The 17,848-nt window shown below is 69.5% G+C and carries 13 protein-coding genes; 11 read left to right on the forward strand and 2 right to left on the reverse strand.

Going from position 1 to position 17,848, the window contains the following annotated elements; genetic code table 11:
* The first annotated feature begins 32 nt into the window (after positions 1–32).
* The 3 genes from AC6JA9_RS34830 to AC6JA9_RS34840 all read left to right on the forward strand — a co-directional run bounded on the left by AC6JA9_RS34830 (position 33) and on the right by AC6JA9_RS34840 (position 4,623).
* A complete protein-coding gene (locus tag AC6JA9_RS34830) occupies positions 33–317 on the forward strand; it encodes a hypothetical protein (RefSeq protein WP_223748339.1) in 285 nt (94 codons plus the stop codon).
* Positions 318–467: 150 nt separating this feature from the next.
* A complete protein-coding gene (locus AC6JA9_RS34835) occupies positions 468–1,862 on the forward strand; it encodes an ammonium transporter (RefSeq protein WP_497958434.1) in 1,395 nt (464 codons plus the stop codon).
* A gap of 265 nt (positions 1,863–2,127) precedes the next feature.
* Positions 2,128–4,623, forward strand: coding sequence for a hypothetical protein (locus AC6JA9_RS34840; protein WP_497958435.1), 2,496 nt, complete (start codon positions 2,128–2,130; stop codon positions 4,621–4,623).
* A gap of 13 nt (positions 4,624–4,636) precedes the next feature.
* Here AC6JA9_RS34840 and AC6JA9_RS34845 read toward each other — a convergent pair whose 3' ends face one another.
* Positions 4,637–6,058 (reverse strand): hypothetical protein, encoded by a 1,422-nt coding sequence (locus tag AC6JA9_RS34845; protein WP_223781575.1) that lies wholly within the window; start codon positions 6,056–6,058, stop codon positions 4,637–4,639.
* Between the two features lie 116 nt (positions 6,059–6,174).
* The gene (locus AC6JA9_RS34850; RefSeq protein ID WP_223748335.1) at positions 6,175–6,849 is read right to left on the reverse strand and encodes a GNAT family N-acetyltransferase; all 675 of its coding nucleotides are present in this window, start codon (positions 6,847–6,849) and stop codon (positions 6,175–6,177) included.
* A gap of 163 nt (positions 6,850–7,012) precedes the next feature.
* Between AC6JA9_RS34850 and AC6JA9_RS34855 the strand changes: the two genes are divergently transcribed.
* The 8 genes from AC6JA9_RS34855 (at position 7,013) to AC6JA9_RS34890 (ending at position 17,834) form a co-directional block, all read left to right on the forward strand.
* Complete coding sequence (locus tag AC6JA9_RS34855) at positions 7,013–9,133, forward strand: serine/threonine-protein kinase (protein ID WP_497958436.1); 2,121 nt, start codon at positions 7,013–7,015, stop codon at positions 9,131–9,133.
* Positions 9,134–9,173: 40 nt separating this feature from the next.
* Positions 9,174–9,995: a hypothetical protein gene (locus tag AC6JA9_RS34860; protein WP_223748333.1), complete on the forward strand. Its 822-nt coding sequence runs from the start codon at positions 9,174–9,176 to the stop codon at positions 9,993–9,995.
* 15 nt (positions 9,996–10,010) lie between these two features.
* On the forward strand, positions 10,011–10,832 hold the full coding sequence (locus tag AC6JA9_RS34865) for a hypothetical protein (protein ID WP_223748332.1): 822 nt from the start codon (positions 10,011–10,013) through the stop codon (positions 10,830–10,832).
* Between the two features lie 145 nt (positions 10,833–10,977).
* Positions 10,978–11,445 carry a nucleoside deaminase gene (locus tag AC6JA9_RS34870; RefSeq protein ID WP_141328066.1) on the forward strand — a complete coding sequence of 156 codons (468 nt, stop codon included), beginning with the start codon at positions 10,978–10,980 and terminating at the stop codon, positions 11,443–11,445.
* Positions 11,446–11,497: 52 nt separating this feature from the next.
* On the forward strand, positions 11,498–12,799 hold the full coding sequence (locus tag AC6JA9_RS34875) for a hypothetical protein (RefSeq protein ID WP_497958437.1): 1,302 nt from the start codon (positions 11,498–11,500) through the stop codon (positions 12,797–12,799).
* A gap of 71 nt (positions 12,800–12,870) precedes the next feature.
* Positions 12,871–13,803: a vWA domain-containing protein gene (locus tag AC6JA9_RS34880; RefSeq protein ID WP_497958438.1), complete on the forward strand. Its 933-nt coding sequence runs from the start codon at positions 12,871–12,873 to the stop codon at positions 13,801–13,803.
* Positions 13,803–14,774 carry a vWA domain-containing protein gene (locus AC6JA9_RS34885; protein WP_141328060.1) on the forward strand — a complete coding sequence of 324 codons (972 nt, stop codon included), beginning with the start codon at positions 13,803–13,805 and terminating at the stop codon, positions 14,772–14,774. Before AC6JA9_RS34880 ends, AC6JA9_RS34885 begins: the two co-directional genes overlap by 1 nt.
* Before the next feature lie 48 nt (positions 14,775–14,822).
* Positions 14,823–17,834, forward strand: a complete 3,012-nt coding sequence (locus tag AC6JA9_RS34890) for a heavy metal translocating P-type ATPase (RefSeq protein ID WP_223748329.1) — start codon at positions 14,823–14,825, stop codon at positions 17,832–17,834.
* The last annotated feature ends 14 nt before the right edge of the window (positions 17,835–17,848 follow it).

The raw sequence follows: 17,848 nt of genomic DNA on the forward strand, positions 1-17,848 counted from the left end.
GACTGCGCCACTCCACACCCCTTGGGGGACTCATGAAGGCCCGACTCTCGATTGCCACCCTCGTGGCCGGCTTGCTGGTGTCGTCCACCGCCTCGGCGGCCATCACCGTGCGCTACTCCAACCGCGACTCGCGCGACTACACGTGGAGCGCGGTGTGCAGCGGCGTGAAGACCCACGTGTCCTTCGGCAAGAACCAGACGGCCTCCCTCACCATCCCGGGCTCCGGCCCCTGCACCGTCCAGACGGACAAGGGCAAGGTCGTCCTCAAGGGCGGCGAGGACCTGGAAATCAAGGACGGCGGCATCGTCGTGAAGTAGCCAGGCCTGTCTCGGAGGCCCAAGTTCCATAGTTTTAGCTTAAACATCCGCATATTTATCCTCCAGAACCCACAATTAATCCATGGGGAATTGAAATCAGCGACCGCCCTACCCATACTGCATCGCGTCAGTCCTTGCTGGGGAGGCGCGATGAAGAAGTGGTTGGCAGTGGCCCTGCTGGTGGGTGTGGGCGTGGCGGGCATGCTGGTGACGCCGGCGGCGCAGACCCGGCAAGGGGGGCCCATCAACCCGGCGGACACGGCGTGGATCCTCACCGCCACGGCGCTGGTGCTGCTGATGACGCCGGGGTTGTCGTTCTTCTACGGCGGCATGGTGCGGCTGAAGAACGTCGTGTCCACGCTCCTGCAGAGCTACATCGCGATGGCGGTCATCAGCCTGCTCTGGGTGGTGGTGGGCTTCAGCCTCTGCTTCGGTGACAGCTTCCACGGCCTCATCGGCGACCCGCGCACCTTCTTCATGTTCAGCGGCGTGGGGGGCGAGACGCATCCGGACCTGGCGCCCACCATCCCCCTGCTGCTGTTCGCGCTGTTCCAGCTCAAGTTCGCCATCATCACCCCGGCGCTCATCACGGGCGCCTTCGCGGAGCGGGTGCGCTTCAAGGCGTACGTGCTCTTCATGGTGCTCTTCACGCTCTTCATCTACGCGCCGCTGGCGCACTGGACGTGGCATCCGGAGGGCTTCCTGCGCACGTGGGGGGTGCTGGACTTCGCGGGCGGCACGGTGGTGCACATGTCCGCGGGCTTCGCGGCGCTGGCGGGCGCGCTGGTGCTGGGCCGCCGGCACACGCACCTGGAGAACGCCGCGCACACGCCGGCCAACCTGCCCTTCGTGATGCTGGGCACGGGCATGCTGTGGTTCGGCTGGTTCGGCTTCAACGCGGGCTCGGCGCTGTCGGCCTCGTCGCTCGCCACGCTGGCCTTCGCCACCACCAACACGGCGTCCGCGGCGGCGATGCTTGGGTGGATTGCGTTCGATTGGCTGCGCGGCCGGAAGCCCAGCGCCCTGGGCGCGTGCGTGGGCGCGGTGGTGGGCCTGGTGGCGGTGACGCCCGCGGCGGGCTTCATCACCGTGGGCCAGAGCATCATGGTGGGCCTGGTCTCCAGTTTCGTGAGCAACTGGGCGGTGCACGTCAAGAACCGCACCTCGCTCGATGACACGCTGGACGTCTTCCCCTGCCACGGGCTGGGCGGCGTGGTAGGCATGGTGCTCACGGGCGTGCTGGCCAAGGACGTGGGCCTGGTGCACGGCGAGACGACGACGTTCCTCAAGCACCTGGCCGCGCTGGTGCTGGTGTCCGTCTTCTCCTTCGTCGGCTCGTACGTGCTCTACAAGCTGGTGGACCGCATCGTCCCTCTGCGGGTCCCCCGTGAGCACGAGGAGCTGGGCCTGGACCTGAGCCAGCACGGCGAGACGATGGGCGAGTCCACCGGCTTCGCCGCGCCGCACGCCGCCCCCCCGAGCACGCCGGCCGTCGTGGAGCCCGCGCCGACGACCCCGGACTCGACACAGCCGCTGCCCGCCTGACGGCCCCACCGGGGCACCGGGTCTTCGCGCCTGGTGCCCGACGGGATTGTTGACCACCGGCTGCGCCGGCACGCGGGTGTCCACCGCCGACCACGCATCCGTACGCTGTCCGACGCTCCCCACGCCCGCCTCGCGATGTGGCCCGAGCGCGGCTCCTAGTCTCCCCGCCGTTCGCGCGCGCCCCTCGTGAGTCGGGAGCCGCCAGTCCCGGGGGGACACCATGCGCCGAGGTATCGCGGTCCACGCCGCTCGAGTGCTACTGCTCGTGGGACTCGTCACGGGTCCCTCGGGCGCGAGCGCCTCCGGCCCGCCGACGCGCGAGGAGTACTTCCGCTTCGTCCCGCTCTCCTACCCGCGCATCGTCCGCCAGACGAGCGCGAGCCAGGCGCTCGCGCTCTACGGTGACCCGGCGGACCCGGGCTACCGCGACGAGGCGCCGCGCGACGGCATCGACGACGAGCGCTTCCGGGTGCTGCAAGCGCTGGCGGTGCGCTTCGCGCCCATCCTGGTGAAGAACACGTACACCTTCCCCATGGACCACAAGGTGTTCCGGGACCTGCCGGGGGGCCTCCTGCTGAGCCTGGACACGTGGGACCTCGCCAAGCCCGGCTCGGTGCTGATGCGCAGCGACTCCATCAACTTCTCCACGCTCGGCCACCCGTGTCCCGAGGACGGCGCGCCGGAGAGCCTGTTGAGGACCGAGTCGTCCGGCCGTGACGCGCGCGACGACTGCCGCCTCATCGCGCTCCTGAAGGAGTTCCACCCGGACCACCCCACCATCCCCCGACTGCGCCAGGACGCGGTGGCCGCCGAGCAGGCGCCCTTCACCGTCATGTACCTGGACTTCCCCGGGTATGACCCGGACACGTGGCACGAGGCCTACGCGAGCCCGCAGCCGGGACAGATGGCACGGCGCTACCTGGGCACGGAGAAGGTCTACGCCCACCCGTTCCTCGCGGAGGTCCGCGACGCGGAGCGCGGCCTGCTCGGCTACGAGCTGTTCATCCAGTACTGGTTCTTCTACCCATTCAACGCGGGCGGCAACAACCACGAGGGCGACTGGGAGCACGTGAGCGCCGTCGTCACGCCGCTGTCCGCCGTGGAGCGCGTGCTCACCGAGGAGGAGCTGCAGCGCATCCTCTCGGGAGGCTGGCCGGCCGACGGCGCGGACCCGCTGGTGCTCAAGCGCACCGAGTACTTCTTCCACCACAACGCGATGGTCTTCGACTTCGCCCGCCCCAACGCCTACCTGCCCCGAAAGCGCTGGGAGGAGCTGATGGAGCTGCGCGGCGAGGACCGGCCCGGCGAGAAGAAGCTGCTGGCGCGGGTGCGCAGCTACGTCTGGGCGGACGAGGCGGAGACGCGCATCAACACGCACCCCATCGGCTACATCGGCGCGGACTCGAAGGGCCTGGAGCAGCTGCTCGCCTCGCCCGGCCCGCATGCGCGCGAGTCTCACGCCACCTATCCCTTGCCCGGCGTGTTCAAGGGCGTGGGGCCCGCGGGCTCCACGGAGGCGGTGCCCAAGCGCTTCGACCACCAGGAGTACCTCGGCGACCCGAAGCGGCCGCTCCCCGAGGGCGTGGTGCGCTACGACATGGCCGAGCGCATCGACCTGGTGCCCGACTGGGAGCGCGTCTACGACCTGGCCATCGAGGACCCGTCCGTGCGCCGCGAGTGGTCCTGGCTCATCCTCCCGCTGCGCTGGGGCTACCCGTCCGCGAAGTCGCCGCTGGCGGGAATCGTCTCGCACTCGGACATGGGCAACCTGTCCATCACCGGCCCGGCCTTCAGCGAGGGCTGGAACCGGCCCGCGCCCAACGCGGGCTTCATCGGCTACGCGCCCGGAGAGCTGCCCTGGTTCTTCCCGCTCGACGTGCAGGACAACTTCTCCAACAACCTGGGCTTCCTCAACGGGCCGGTGGCCGTGCTCATCAGCCTGCCGCCGTTCGACTTCGTCTACCGCGTGCTGGGGTTGCCCGTGCGCGCGGTGGTGGAGAAGCACGAGCCCGTCTACACGCCCCAGGCGAAGCTGCCCCGGCGGCGCGCGAGCGTGGAGGCCGGCGTCAGCGTGGGCCTGCTCGACAAGGACTTCGCGGGCCTGCTCCTCAATGACCGCCAGCTCGCCGAGTGGGCCCCGCAGCTGCTCGCCCTGGACCCGAGCATCGAGAACGCCTCGTCCGACTTCATCCAGCCGGTGGTGGACACGGCCGTGTCCGCCACGCTGAAGGTGAGCTTCTATCTGGGCGACCGCTTCACGTCGGAGAACACGCTGCTGCACTCGCGCAGCACGGTGGGACTCGACGTCCCGCTGGCGGACCGGCAGACCCTCTTCCAGCTGCGCTCCAAGCTGAACATGTGGGAGTACGCGGGCAGCATCCGCTACAACATCCTGCCCGGCGGCTTCCAGCCGTACGTCAAGCTGGGCTACGGGTTGACGTGGTACCGGCTCGAGGACGGCGCCATCAACGGCGAGCGGATGGCCAACCCCAACTCCTATTGGGTCCGCCTGCCCGGCTTCTTCCGCAACCTGTGGCCCAACACGTTCCACCTGGGCGCGGGCCTGGACATCATCCTGGTGCGAGGCTTCTTCCCCGGGCTGCGAGGCCTGGACGGTGGCATCCGCGCGGGCTACGTGCTGTCGCGCCACGAGCTGGGCATCCGGGACCTCGCGCCCCCCGTCGCGCTCGCAGGCCCCCTGAACGAGCCCGTGCACGTGCTGCGCAACACCTTCGAGCTGCTCGGCACGCTGAGCTTCTGAGCGCCGCGCGCGACTAGGGGAGCTCGGCCTCCGCATCGGAACGCGTGGAGGTGTCCTCGGTGTTCCGCCCGAGGCCCAGCGTGATTCCGACGATGAGGGTGGCGTGGAAGACGTGCAGTCGCTGCGTCTCGCTCGGAGGGGGCAGCCCCGTCAGCGCCAGCAACTCCGAGAAGCGCTGCGTGGACTGACGGCCCCACCCCAGGTCGGTGCCCACGGTGACGCGCGTGGTTCGCACGGGGAAATGCAGGCCGGTGGCCACGTGGTACAGGTCACTGGTCGCAAGCAACGTGCTGGTGTTGGGCAGCTTGATGGCGGCGCTGAAGTCGGTGTGGACGCTCAGGAAGATGCGCAGCCGGTCCCCCACGCGGTGCTCGACGCCCAGCGCCGTGTTCACCACCGGCTCGGAGCCGTAGAAGATGTCGCTGTCGAGCACACGCTCCGGTCCCTCCACGGGGATGGGGTCGCTGTCGAGCAGGCGGAACACCGGCACGCGCGCGAACACCTCCACCGCCGCGTGCAGCGTGGTGCCGCCGAGCAGGACGTTGCCGCCCAGGCCCACCGACAGCGGGCTCTGGAAGCGCGCGCGGACGCTCGACTGGAAGTCGGAGATGCGCGCGGGTCCCTGGATGGGGAGCCCCTGCTGGCTCAGCGCGCGCTCCAGCCCCACCTCGCCCTTGCCCAATAGGCCCAGCCCTGGCGTCGTCACCGTCAGGCCCAGGGCCCAGCGCTCACGCTGGTAGCACACGCCCACCTTGGCGAGCAGGCGCAGGTGCTGGACGCGATAGTCGCGGTTCACCGCGGCGAGCACGGAGCCACCGTCCGCGCCGCTGCCCTGGGAGATGGCCAGGAAGTCCCCATGCTGCTGACGCCCGGCGAGGAACGGGGTGATTCCCACGCCCAGCGTCTTGCTCAACGGATAGGCCCAGCTCACGCCGGCCCACAGCTCCTTCACGCCGTGCTCCAGCCGCACGTCGGAGGACAGCTGCTCCAGCCCCTGGACGCCCAGCAGGTTGCTCCCGGAGAAGTCGTCACGACGCGTGAGCAGCGTCTCGAAGCCCTGGCGCGTCAGCAGCGCGTAGCCCATGCGCGCGCGGCCCAGCCACTTGAAGCGCAGGGGGCCCGCGATGAAGGCAGGCAGCGCGTCGAAGCGCGACGTCGTCAAATCACGGCCGGGCCCCAGGCCGTTGACCAGCGCCAGGCGCGAGTACTCGAAGACGTTCCCCGTCAGCTCCAGCTCCAGGTTGCTGACGAGCACCAGCGCGCCGGGGTTGTAGTAGACGGCGCTGATGTCCGCGGGGTCACCCAGCAGCGCGCCGCCGAGCAGCCACGCGCGGTTGCCGAACTGCCGCGTCCAGTAGTGCGCGTCCTGCGCCCACACAGGGCTCGCGAGGAGGAAGGCGATGAGCAGCCATCCCCCACGCCATCGCGTCTTCATCCGAGCAAGCCCCGAGGTCCGCTCCCGCGAAGGGGAGACACGGCCCGCGAGCATGCGGTCCACGTGGGCCCGGGCCCATGGCCCCCGGGTCCCACGCACCTGTCATCCAGCGGGGCTCAGCCCTTCTTCGCGGCGGCGCGGCCCTTGCGCGCACCACCCCCACGCGCCGACGTGGCCGCGGGCGCGGGGCCGGTCGTGGGAGAGGTCGGCTCCTCGCCCTCCGCCGCCTTCACGCGGCGCTTGAGTCGGCGAGGAGGCAAGAGGTCCGGCTCTCCCGGCACCTTCTGCGCGAGGAAGATGGCGGCATCCAGCTTGTAGAACGTCCTCGCCCGGTACCACGCCAGCGCGGACTCGTTGTTCTCCGCCACCTCCAGCACCAGGTGCGTGCAGCCCCGCGTGCGCGCCAGGTGCTGGAGTTGATCCAACATGAAGCTGCCCACGCCGCGGCCCTGGTAGTCCGGGTGCACCGCGAGCTCCTCCACGAAGAGCGGCCGCATGCCGCGCTTCTCGAACCAGCGCGGGTTCACCCAGTTGTCGTCGCCGGTGGCCTCGAAGGCGCACTCGGAGTAGCCGACAATCTCGCCGTCCACCTCATAGAGGAGCTGTTCGATCCACTCGGAGGTGTAGACCTCCATGAAGCGGCGCTTGGAGCGGGGACGCTGGTACTCCACCGTCTCGCGATTGACGTCGCGGAAGACGAGCTTGAGGAACTCCCAGGTCCGGTTGAGGTCACGGCGGTGGATGCGGCGGACCCGGACCTCGAGCGACTGCTGGGGCGCGACTTTCGTCATACAGGCTGCTTCCTTAGCAGGCTGGCGGAAAGCCACCAGTGCTTCTCATGGGCCGAGAGGCCCTCCGTCCGGAATCACGCCCCGGGAGGGTTGCCTCGCGGTGGGGTGGGAGGATGGAATGGGGTGGAAACTCCCCATTGAATCCCGTGCGAGCCACAACCCCATGAACCGACCGTCCGACGGTGACCTGTCCATCGATACGGTCCTGCGCAACACCTACAAGGTCGTCTCCATCCTCGGACGCGGCGGAATGGGCTCGGTGTACCTGGCCCAACACCTGCGACTGCCCGGCAAGCAGGTCGCGGTGAAGGTGCTGCGCGGCGGAGACCACCTGACCCCGGAGATCTTCGCGCGCTTCCGCCGCGAGGCCGAAATCGCCTCCCGGCTGGGTCACCCCAACATCGTCGAGGTGCTCGACTACGACACGCTGGAGGACGACACCCCGTTCCTGGTGCTCGAGTTCCTGCGCGGCGAGAGCCTCCAGGCCCGACTGGAGCGGGGGCGGCTGCCGTTGTCGGACGTCTACTCGTTCACGCGGCAGATGGGCTCGGCGCTCCAGGCCGCGCACGGCGCGGGCATCGTCCACCGCGACCTGAAGCCCGCCAACGTCTTCCTGGTCCCCACCGACTCGGGCGGCGTGGTGGGCGAGCGGCTCAAGCTGCTCGACTTCGGCATCTCCAAGGTCCTCGACTCCGGCACGGTGCAGACCCAGGAGGCGATGCTCATCGGCACGCCGCAGTACATGTCGCCGGAACAGGCCCAGGGGCGCAACAGTGAGATCGACGCGCGCACGGACATCTTCGCGCTGGGCGCCATCGTCTACGAGATGATGACGGGCACCCCCGCCTTCGGCGCGGGGGGCATCGCGCAGATGATCTTCCGCGTCGTCTACGAGCCGCCCCCGCCGCTCGCTCCGCTGTGTCCGGAGGCCCCGCCCCACGCCATCGCCGCGGTGGACAAGGCCCTGGCCAAGCGCGCCCAGGACCGCTTCCAGGACGTCGCGTCCTTCGTGGAGGCGCTCACCGGCAGCCCGCTGCACACGCTCTCCTCCGCCACCGGCTCCCACGCCGCGCTGCCGCGTCCCTCCGGCACGCCCTCCGGCGTCGCGCTGCCCTCGGAGGGGCCGCCGTCGCTGTCCAACACCCTGCCGCCGGGCAGCCTCCAGAAGGGCCCCGATACGGGCCGCCTCGCCTTCGACGACACCCTGGCCCCGGGCTCCTCGGGGAACCAGGGCGTGGTGCAGCCCGTGCGCGGCTTCGCGTCCGGAGGCACCGGCCAGATGGGCGTCGCCCAGGCGCAGGCCGGCTTCGCCAGCGGCGGCACCGGGCAGGTGGGCGTCGCCCAGGCGCAGGCTCCCGCTGGAGGCTTCGCGGCGGGCGGCACCGGACAGATGGGCGTCGCCCAGGCGCAGGCTCCCTCTGGAGGCTTCGCGGCGGGTGGCACCGGACAGATGGGCGTCGCCCAGGCGCAGGCCGCCACGCCCAAGGTCCCGCTGATGGACCCGCCGGGCCTGGACCCCACGCTCATCTCCCAGCAGGCCCCGTCGCTCCCTCCGCCCGTCGCGGGTCAGAGCCTGGTCGCCCCCGCGCCGGTGCCCTCCGCTGTGGCCCCGAGCACTGCGAGCCAGCCCGCGAAGAGTCGCGCGCCCCTGGCCGCCATCGCCGTGGCGGCGCTCGTCGTCGTCATCGCGGGCGGCTGGTGGGTGACCCGCCCCAAGGACGGCCCTCAGCCCACGCCGCCCGTCGCCACGGGCACGCAGGCCGTCACGCCGACGGCGAACACCGGCGCGCAGGGCACCACCCCGACGTCCCCGAACACGGGCACGCAGGGCACCACCCCGACACCTCCGCCCAACACCGGCACGCTAGCCCAGGGCACCGACACGCCCACCGGGACGACTCCCGTGCCGACGGGCACCACCCCGACGCCGGTGGACCCGCCTCCGGACGACCCCACGGGGGTGGCGACGAAGAACCCGCCCCCCTCCACACGTCCTTCCACCCGACCCGAGACTCCCGAAAAGCTGTCGGACGAGCTTCGCCAGCTTTTGGCGGACGCGGAGCGTGCTTTAAACGGGGGAGACACCGCGGAGGCCATCCGTCTGGCTCGGAGCAGCCAGCGGCGGGAACCCAAGGTCATCCCACTGGCGTCCTACTCGCTGCTCACCCGGGCCTTCTGCCGTCAGGGAGACCTCAGCAACGCCAAGGCCCAGTGGCCGAAGGTCTCCCGGGCGGAGCAGGCCCGGGTCCGGAAGTTCTGCAAGCAGCACGACATCGAGCTCTGACACACGGCGCCGTCCAGGAGACGGCCCCTTGATTCCCGAGGTGAATTTCTTGAGAAACCTGGTCGCGGTATTCGTCACCACGCTCGTGCTGGGGTCCACCGCCAGCCTCGCGGCGTCCCCCGTGGAGGCCGGCAAGGTGTTCGTCGGCCCCGAGGGCGAGGAGGTCGCCGTCGTTCCCCTCGCCCCGCGCTCGAACAAGAAGTACCTGCTGCGCGTGCAGGGCACCGGCTCCGAGATTGACGGCAAGGTGCTGCCGTTCGAGCTGAACGACAGCAGCTCCATGAGCAGCGAGCAGCACAGCTACAAGACCCAGTGGCGCGGCCGTGGCTACACGGTGCTGTACATGCGCAACTCCAAGTACGAGCTCTACGTCCCGGGCCGCTCCAAGGAGATTCGCGTCACCTTCGACGAGAAGCGCAGCAAGGCGCTCGACGCCGAGGACGTCTATGACCTGCACCAGAAGCAGAAGAAGGACGGCACCGTCGCGAAGCTGATGGCGTTCGACCGCAAGGGGGAGATCGCCAAGCAGGAGAAGGACTACGTCACCCACGTGCAGGACGCGAACACCGCGTGCGGCACGTCGCTCTCCGCCGCCATCGACTGGACGTCCATCAACGACGAGCAGCTCAAGGAGCTGAGCATCAGCAGCTACTGTGAGGCGCCGCTCGCGTCGCTCAAGCAGCTGTGCACCGTCTCCAACGTCGCGAAGCAGACCGTCAAGGAGAAGCTCAAGCAGGTCAGCTGCCGCTTCGGCGATGCCCTGGAGCCGAAGGTGGAGGGCGACAAGCTCATCTGGACCACCTCCCGCGACGCGTCGAATCAGCAGGAATTCGCCACGAAGTTCTTCAAGACGAACCTTTAGTCCATGAGATTTGAGATGAACTTCCAGCGTATCGCCGCCGTGGCGGTGTCCTTCGCCTGTAGCGCGTCCCTGGCCTCCGAGAGCATCCAGCCCCCCTGGGGCAAGGAGGAGAACCTGGGCCAGAAGATGGTCATGGAGTCCACCGCCGTCTGCACCGACGGCAAGGGCCACTACGTCGTCGTCACCCCCGAGGAGGAGCGCGGCGGAGACCAGCTCTTCTACGGCGACGGCAAGCAGTTCGTGCAGGTCCCGTCCATGCCCTGGACCTCCGGCACCAGCTTCGTGGACCCGCGCTTCTTCAACAAGTCCGCCAACCCGAACTTCCGCGGCCAGGACTGGCGCGTGGTGTCGGAGGTGGAGTTCGACCGCAAGGAGAAGAAGTGCACCATGCGGTGTGGTGAGAAGAACATCCCGCTCACCGTGGTGGAGACGGCCCAGGGCGCGGACATCCTGCGCAAGGCCAGCTACGCCCCCAACCCGCAGGAGTTCGCCCCGTACGCGCTCCTGCGCGACACCAAGGGCAACTACTACTTCGTCGACAAGGGCATCAAGACGCCGGAGCAGAAGAACTACCGCGTCTTCATCGGTCCTCGCGGCGGCCTGAAGGCGCAGAAGATGACCAACGTCATCGCCGACTCCGAGGGCGAGATCTTCTCCACCAAGAAGGGCGACCTCCGCCTGGTGTTGGACAAGGCGAAGAGCTCGGTGTGGATCGAGAACAAGAAGAAGTCGCTGGAGCTGCGCCAGGTGCCCGTCGAGGAGAACCTGCCGCTCATCTACAACGACCTGGGTGTGTACGAGGGCATCCGCCTGGGCACGCCCTGCGACGACCAGTAGTCGTGCCTTCGGGGCCTGGACTCGTTCGGAGCCCAGGCCCCGGCAGCACCCCGGGTCGAGCGGCGGACATCCCGCCATCCCCGAGGAACCGTGGCGCCCCACGTGACGCGTCGTTAGGTTGCCGGCCCCGAACAGGAGGCCGCCCATGCGTCCGGATGAGATTCGATTCCTTCAGCAGTCCATCGAGGCCGCGCGTCGCGCGAGCAGCCGGGGTGACCAGCCGTTCGGAGCGGTGCTGGTGGATGCCCAGGGCCAGGTGCTGCTCGAGGGTGAGAACACCGTGGTGACGCAGCGCGACTGCACGGGGCACGCGGAGTCGAACCTGATGCGGGACGCGACGAAGCGCTTCACGCCGGAGGTGCTCGCGGGCTGCACGATGTACGCGAGCACGGAGCCATGCGCGATGTGCGCGGGCGCCATCTTCTGGGGCGGCGTGCGGCGGGTGGTGTTCTCGCTGTCGTCGGCGGAGTTCGCGCAGCTGGTGGGCACGGCCCGGGGAGGGCTGGCCATGTCGTGCCGCGAGGTGTTCGAGCGCGGCAGCAGCCCCACGCAGGTGGAGGGTCCCATCCCCCTGCAGGAGGCTCGCGACGTGCACACGGCCTTCTGGCGCTGAGCCGGGGCGCTTGCGTGGCTCGTGGGGTTTGCGCGAGCCTCACGCCACCCTCGTGATACTGCCCCGCTACTTCGTTCCCCATGCCACCACGCCGCCGGTGCCAGTCCTGTCGGACGCGGCCTCGGTGGTCCACGTGGTGGACACGTTCCTGTTGGACTTCCACCACATGGCGCGGTCGGAGTGGGTCGTCGGACTCGACGCGTTGGGGGCGGTGCACTTCATCCCCGCGAGCGAGCGGAGCCGGCTGCCCGCCTCGGCGCTCGCGCAGCTCGCGCACCATGAGGTCGCCACCGGTCGCACGCCCCACAGCATCGCGGCGTCGACGGTGTACTTCTTCGAGGTGGAGCTCGTCGAACACCCCGCCGACGCGGAGGGGTTCAACGACCCGGTGTACCTGTATGGACACCTGTCCGGTCCCTGGCCGAACACGTCGCCCAAGCGCGTGCCGGGGCAGCTCACCGTGACGCGCGGGGATGTGCTCGCAGGGCTGACGCGGCAGGCCCCGTACGCCTTCGAGTACGCGCAGACGCCGGAGAGCCCCGCAGCGCCGCGTGGCTATCACGCGCTGTTGCCGGGAGACCGTCCTGAGGAGCTCGAGGAGGGCGGCGGAGCGGTGCTCGCGTGGCCCGTGGTGCCGCCGGAGCTGCAGGTGGGCAACGCCTCCAACGGGCCGATGGTGGCGCGCATCCTCCATGACGTGCTCACGCAGCTGAAGGAGGACGCGGAGGCGAACGGAGGGCCCGCGGCGCTGGCGAAGCTGGAGCTGCCGGTGCCGAGTCGGGCCATGGCCGTCGCGGAGCTGGAGCTGCGCGGCTACGAGGTGAAGGGCGACGTGGCGGTGCTGCGCCGTCAGCACCCGGGAGTGCTCACGCGCATGGCCGAGTGGCTGCGCGCGGAGAAGGTGCGGATTCCTCCCGAGGCGGGCGCGCCCGAGTTCCTGGAGCTGGCGAGCCAGGCGCTGGCGGTGCTTCCCGGCTGGCCCACGAAGACGGAGCGAGTGCTGCGCTCACAGGTCGGCGCGGGGGACCGGCTGCCCCCGGTCTCCGCGCCGGTGCCGGTGGCTCCGGTGCCCTCACGTCCCCTGCCCCCTCGGGCTCCGTCGCCGCCCGCGCGCCCGGATGAGTGGATGCGGGACTTCCTGTCCGCGCATGCCGCGCAGAAGCCCCAGGCGGCGAAGCCTCGGCTGACGAGGACCCGGCCCGTGGCGCCGCCGCCCGCGCGGGCTGGGACGCCTGCCTGGATGGAGGACTTCGGAGCTGCTTCGGCGCCGTCCGCCGCGCAAGGTTTGCGTGAGCCGGGCGAGCCCTCCGCGACGGCGAAGAAGCCCGACTGGATGACCGACTTCGAGGACTGAGCCCCCGCTTGCGCTGGACCTTCCGGCCCTTTGGAAGGTGATAGCGTTCGGCGCATCCAGCAGGGGGAACGATGGGTCACGAGAAGCCGGTCGAGCCGTTTTCGGATCTCCACGTCGAAGAGGGGAAGGTCCGCGCGGTGTTGCTGCATGACCCGACGGTGGAGGGTCTGGACGTCGCCATCTACATGGACGCGTCCGGCAGCATGGAGGAGGAGTACAAGTACGAGCGCCCCAGGCGCTCCTTCCTGGAGTGGCTGCAAGACGCGCCGCTGAAGGACCCGGCCAACCAGGTGGAGCCGCAGGTCCGGTGGATGCTGGAGTACCTGGCCACGAAGGACCGCAACGGCCTCTTGCGCGTCGCGTACTGGGCGGCGGGCGCGTCGGGCAAGGACGTGGAGGTGGTGGGCGAGCTCAAGGGCGTGGACGTCCAGCAGTACCGGTTCCCGGGCGCGAAGAAGCCCGGTGGGCACACCTTCATGACGCCGGCGCTGAAGGACTACGTGCGCTATTTGCGCGAGCAGGTGCAGCACGGGGCGCGGCGCGGCTGTGCGGTCATCGTCACGGACGGCAAGCTGCATGACGCGGAGGAAGTGGAGCGCTTCTCCGCGCAGGTGGCGAAGGACATCGTCGCGGGGCGACTGCCCCGGATGAACTTCGTGCTGGTGGGCGTGGGGGACGGCGTGGACGAGGAGCAGCTCGAGCGGATTGCCCATCTGGAGTACCCGGGCGTGGGGCACCTGTGGTGCCACCGCATCGCCGAGGAGATTGGCCAGGTCGCCGAGCTGGTCGCGGTGCTGGTGGACGAGAACATGACGGTGGCCGCGGGCGGCACGGTGTACGACGACCAGGGCCGGGTGCTGAAGACGTACGAGGGCCGGCTGCCGGCGGTGCTGGAGTTCGACGTGCCGGAGGGCGCGGAGAGCTTCACGCTGGAGGTGAATGGCCAGCGCTTCACGCAGCCGTTGCCGGACGAGGACCACCACGAGGACGAGGACCACCACTGATGGCCGGGCACGAGGTGGTGGTGCGTCCGTTCTCGGACGTGCATCGGATGGGGAACAAGGTGGTGGCCACGCTGCTGCATGACCCGACGGTGGAGGGGCTGGACGTCGCCCTCTACATGGATGGCTCGGCCAGCATGGAGGACGAGTACGGTCCTCGGGGTGTGCTGGCGAAGCTGGCGCCGGTGAAGAACCTGGTCGAGCCGCAGATGCGGTGGATGCTGGAGTACCTGGCGAGCAAGGACCGGGACGGGCAGGTGCGCGTGGCGTACTGGGCCACGGGGGACGGCAGCCAGTTGGAGGAGGTGGGGCTGTTGTCGGCGGTGCAGGCGAAGGACTTCCGCTTCCCGGGGCCGCGCGCCTACGGCAAGGCGACGGTGATGCTGCCGGTGCTGCGGGACTTCGTCGCGCACATGAAGCAGCAGGTGGCGAAGGGGGCGCGGCGGGGGCTGGCGGTCATCATCACGGACTCGCAGCTCTCGGACGGGGACGACGTGCGGGCGTATGCGACGCAGGTGGCGAAGGAAATTGCCGCGGGTCGCCTGCCGAGGATGAGCTTCGTCTTCGTGGGAGTGGGCGACCAGGTGGACGAGGAGCAGATGGAGGAGATCTCCCACGAGACGTACCCGGGCGTGGGCCATCTGTGGTGTCACCGCATCGCGGACCGCATGGAGGAGATGGCGGAGCTGGTGGCGGTGCTGGTGGACGAGACGATGACGGTGGCCGCGGGCGGCACGGTGTACGACGAGCAGGGCCGCACGCTGAAGTCGTACGAGGGACGGCTGCCGGCGGTGCTCGAGTTCGAGGTGCCAGCGGAGTGCAAGGCGTTCACCCTGGAGGTCGCGGGGCAGCGCTTCACGCAGCCGATTCCGGAGGAGCACGGGGACGAGGAGCACCACGAAGACGAGGCGCCCGAGCCGGTACGCGCGCCCGAGCCGGCTCCCCGGCGCAAGCACGGTGGTCATCGTCACTAGGGTTTCGAGTTTCAGGTTTCAGGTTTCACGGTTCAGGAAGAACACGCCATGTCCGAGCAGAAGAAGAGCGGTGAGCCACGCGAGCACGTCCACGGTCCGGGCTGCGAGCACGACGCCGGACATGGCGACGCACCGTCCCGCGCGGTGGGCAAGCCCGCCGCGAAGCCCGTGTTCAAGTCGCTGAAGCTCGTGGGGACGAAGGACCCGGGCAAGCACGTCCACGGGCCCGGGTGTGCGCATGACCACGCTCCCACCCATGAGCATGGTCCTGGATGCACGCATGACCACGGGCACGCACAAGAAGGACATGCACACGAGAGTGCACACGCCCCTGTCCATGAGCACGGCACTGGTGGCGCGCATGACCATGGCTCCGCGCAAGGCGGGCACGAGCATGGAGCAGGTTGCACGCATGACCACGGCCACCAGCAGGGAGCGAGCAGCCAGCACAGCGACGGCCCTGCGCACACGCACGGGGACAAGCATCAACACGGCCCGGGCTGCGACCACGCGCACGGCGGGGACGGCCACGCGCATGGCGGCAGCCACGCGCATTCAGACGGCGCCGCGTGCGACCACGACCACGGTGACGGGCATCATCACCACCACCCGAAGCCGAAGAAGATCCGCCCGCCGGGCTATCGCGCGGCGGAGGGTGGTGGCGTCGCGCTCCAGCTCGACCTGGAGGGAGCGCTGCCGGGAGAGACGAACGACCACGGCCGCTTCCAGAAGTTGGAGGAGGCGCTGGAGGCCCACCACGGCGTCCTCGACGTGCACATCCGTCGCGACCAGGGCTACGCGGAGGTCTGCCTCCACTACAACCCGAAGCTGGTGAACTCAGCGGCGCTGCTCGCGACGGCGCAGCGCACGAGCGCGCAGGTGGCGCGGCGGTACAAGGACCACACATGGTTTGTGAGAGGGATGAGCTCGGCGGACTCGGCCACGGCCATCGAGCACGGGCTCACCAAGGTGAAGGGTGTGCTGTCCGCGAACGTGGCGTACGCGAGTGAGCGGCTCGTCGTCGAGTACGACAGCGAAGAGGTCTCGCTGAGGGACATCGAGTCCCGCGCGAAGTCACTGGGATACACGCTGGAGGTCCCGAGTCACGGGCACGCGTGCTCACACCACGCGCACGGAGGTGGACTGGCGCCACTCCTGGAGATGCCGCTGGTGGTGGCCTCGGGAGTGCTGCTGGTCGCGGGCTGGTTGCTCGGGCGCTTCGCCCCTGTGCACGAGGTGGTGCCGACGGTGCTGTGGGCACTGTCCATCCTGAGTGGCGGGTTCTTCGCCATCAAAGGCTCGGTGAAGTCGCTGCTCCAACTGCGCATCGACATCGAGACGATGATGGTGGTGGCGGCGCTGGGAGCTGCGGTGTTGGGCTCCTGGTTCGAGGGAGCGTTCCTGCTCTTCCTCTTCAGCGCGGGCCATGCACTGGAGCACCGGGCGATGGACCGGGCGCGACGCTCCATCGAGTCACTCGGGGCCCTGCGTCCCGAAGTGGCGCGAGTACGCCGAGGCGCGGAGCTGGTCGAGGTCCCCGTGGCGCAGGTGCAGCGAGGAGACCGCGTCGTGGTGCGCCCGGGAGACCGGGTGCCACTGGACGGCATCATTCGGGAAGGAAAGAGCTCACTGGAGCAGGCGGCCATCACAGGCGAGTCGATGCCAGTCGCCAAGGTGCCAGGGGACGAGGTGTTCTCAGGCACGGTGAACTGCGAGGCCTTGCTGGAGGTAGAGGTCACCCGGTTGTCGTCGGAGTCCGTGCTCGCGCGAGTGGTGGACATGGTGGCGGAGGCCGAGGCGCAGAAAGGGCCGAACCAGCGCTTCGCGCAGCGACTGGAGCGCACCGTCGCGCCGCTGGTGATGATTGGCGCGGTGGTGTTCCCGGTGGTGCTGGTGTTGATGGGCACACCGCTGAAGGAAGCCATCCTCCGCGCGGTGTCCCTGCTGGTCGCCGCATCGCCGTGTGCCTTGGCCATCTCGACACCGTCGGCGGTGCTGTCCGCAGTGGCGGCCGCGGCGCGAGGCGGTGTGCTCATCAAGGGAGGCATCTACCTGGAGCTGCTCGGCAAGGTGAACGCCATCGCCTTCGACAAGACGGGCACGCTGACGATGGGCAAACCAAAGCTGCTGAGCACGGCGCCCGTGGCCGGAGTGACGGAGGAAGAACTGCTCGGCACGGCGGCGGCGGTGGAAGCCCTCTCAGCACATCCCCTGGCGCACGCGGTGGTGGAAGCGGCGGCTTCCCGAAACATCAAGCCACCGGCCGGCAGTGACATGGAGGCCATCCACGGCAAGGGATTGCGTGCCCGGATTGGCACTGATTGGGTAGACGTGGGTAGCCTCGCGCTCTTCGCGGGAGACGCCGTGCCGGCCGAAATCCAGACATGGGTGAACCGACTGGAGGAGGCGGGCCAGACGACGATGGTGGTGCGCAAGGCGAGCCGATACCTCGGCGTGCTCGGGGTGGCGGATACGGTGCGCGCCGGAGCACGGCACGTCATCTCCACGCTCAAGCAGCAGGGCATCAATCGCACGGTGATGCTGTCGGGAGACAACGCGAGGGTGGCGAAGTCCATCGCGGAGCAAGTGGGGCTCGACGAGGCGCGGGCGCCACTGATGCCGGCAGACAAGGTGACAGCGGTCCGAGAGATGGGGCGCACGGGCTCCGTGGCGATGGTGGGCGACGGTGTCAACGATGCGCCCGCGCTGGCAGCGGCATCGGTGGGCGTGGCGATGGGCGGAGCAGGCTCCGACGCGGCACTGGAGACGGCGGACGTGGTGCTGATGAGCGACGACCTGTCTCGCCTGCCCTTCGCGCTGAGCCTCGCCCGTCAGGCGACCTCGGTGATGAAGCAGAACCTGGTCATCTCACTGGGTATCAGCGCGGTGCTCATCGTCGCCTCGATCTTCGGACTGACGAGCATCAGCTCCGCGGTGGTCCTGCACGAAGGCAGCACCCTGCTCGTCGTGGCGAACGGCCTCAGGCTGCTCGCCGTTCGCCCCAAGATCCTGGGCTCCACGCCCCTGCCCTCGATGGGAATCGAGCCGGCGCCCCGTTGAAGCGCCGGAGGCAG

This window comes from Myxococcus sp. MH1, assembly GCF_059738865.1.

Coding starts and splice junctions, on each gene's coding strand:
- AC6JA9_RS34865 (WP_223748332.1), top strand. CDS start 10,011: ATGAACTTCCAGCGTATCGCCGCCGTGGCGGTGTCCTTCGCCTGTAGC.
- AC6JA9_RS34850 (WP_223748335.1), bottom strand. CDS start 6,849: ATGACGAAAGTCGCGCCCCAGCAGTCGCTCGAGGTCCGGGTCCGCCGC.
- AC6JA9_RS34880 (WP_497958438.1), top strand. CDS start 12,871: ATGGGTCACGAGAAGCCGGTCGAGCCGTTTTCGGATCTCCACGTCGAA.
- AC6JA9_RS34835 (WP_497958434.1), top strand. CDS start 468: ATGAAGAAGTGGTTGGCAGTGGCCCTGCTGGTGGGTGTGGGCGTGGCG.
- AC6JA9_RS34845 (WP_223781575.1), bottom strand. CDS start 6,058: ATGAAGACGCGATGGCGTGGGGGATGGCTGCTCATCGCCTTCCTCCTC.
- AC6JA9_RS34870 (WP_141328066.1), top strand. CDS start 10,978: ATGCGTCCGGATGAGATTCGATTCCTTCAGCAGTCCATCGAGGCCGCG.
- AC6JA9_RS34830 (WP_223748339.1), top strand. CDS start 33: ATGAAGGCCCGACTCTCGATTGCCACCCTCGTGGCCGGCTTGCTGGTG.
- AC6JA9_RS34885 (WP_141328060.1), top strand. CDS start 13,803: ATGGCCGGGCACGAGGTGGTGGTGCGTCCGTTCTCGGACGTGCATCGG.
- AC6JA9_RS34890 (WP_223748329.1), top strand. CDS start 14,823: ATGTCCGAGCAGAAGAAGAGCGGTGAGCCACGCGAGCACGTCCACGGT.
- AC6JA9_RS34855 (WP_497958436.1), top strand. CDS start 7,013: ATGAACCGACCGTCCGACGGTGACCTGTCCATCGATACGGTCCTGCGC.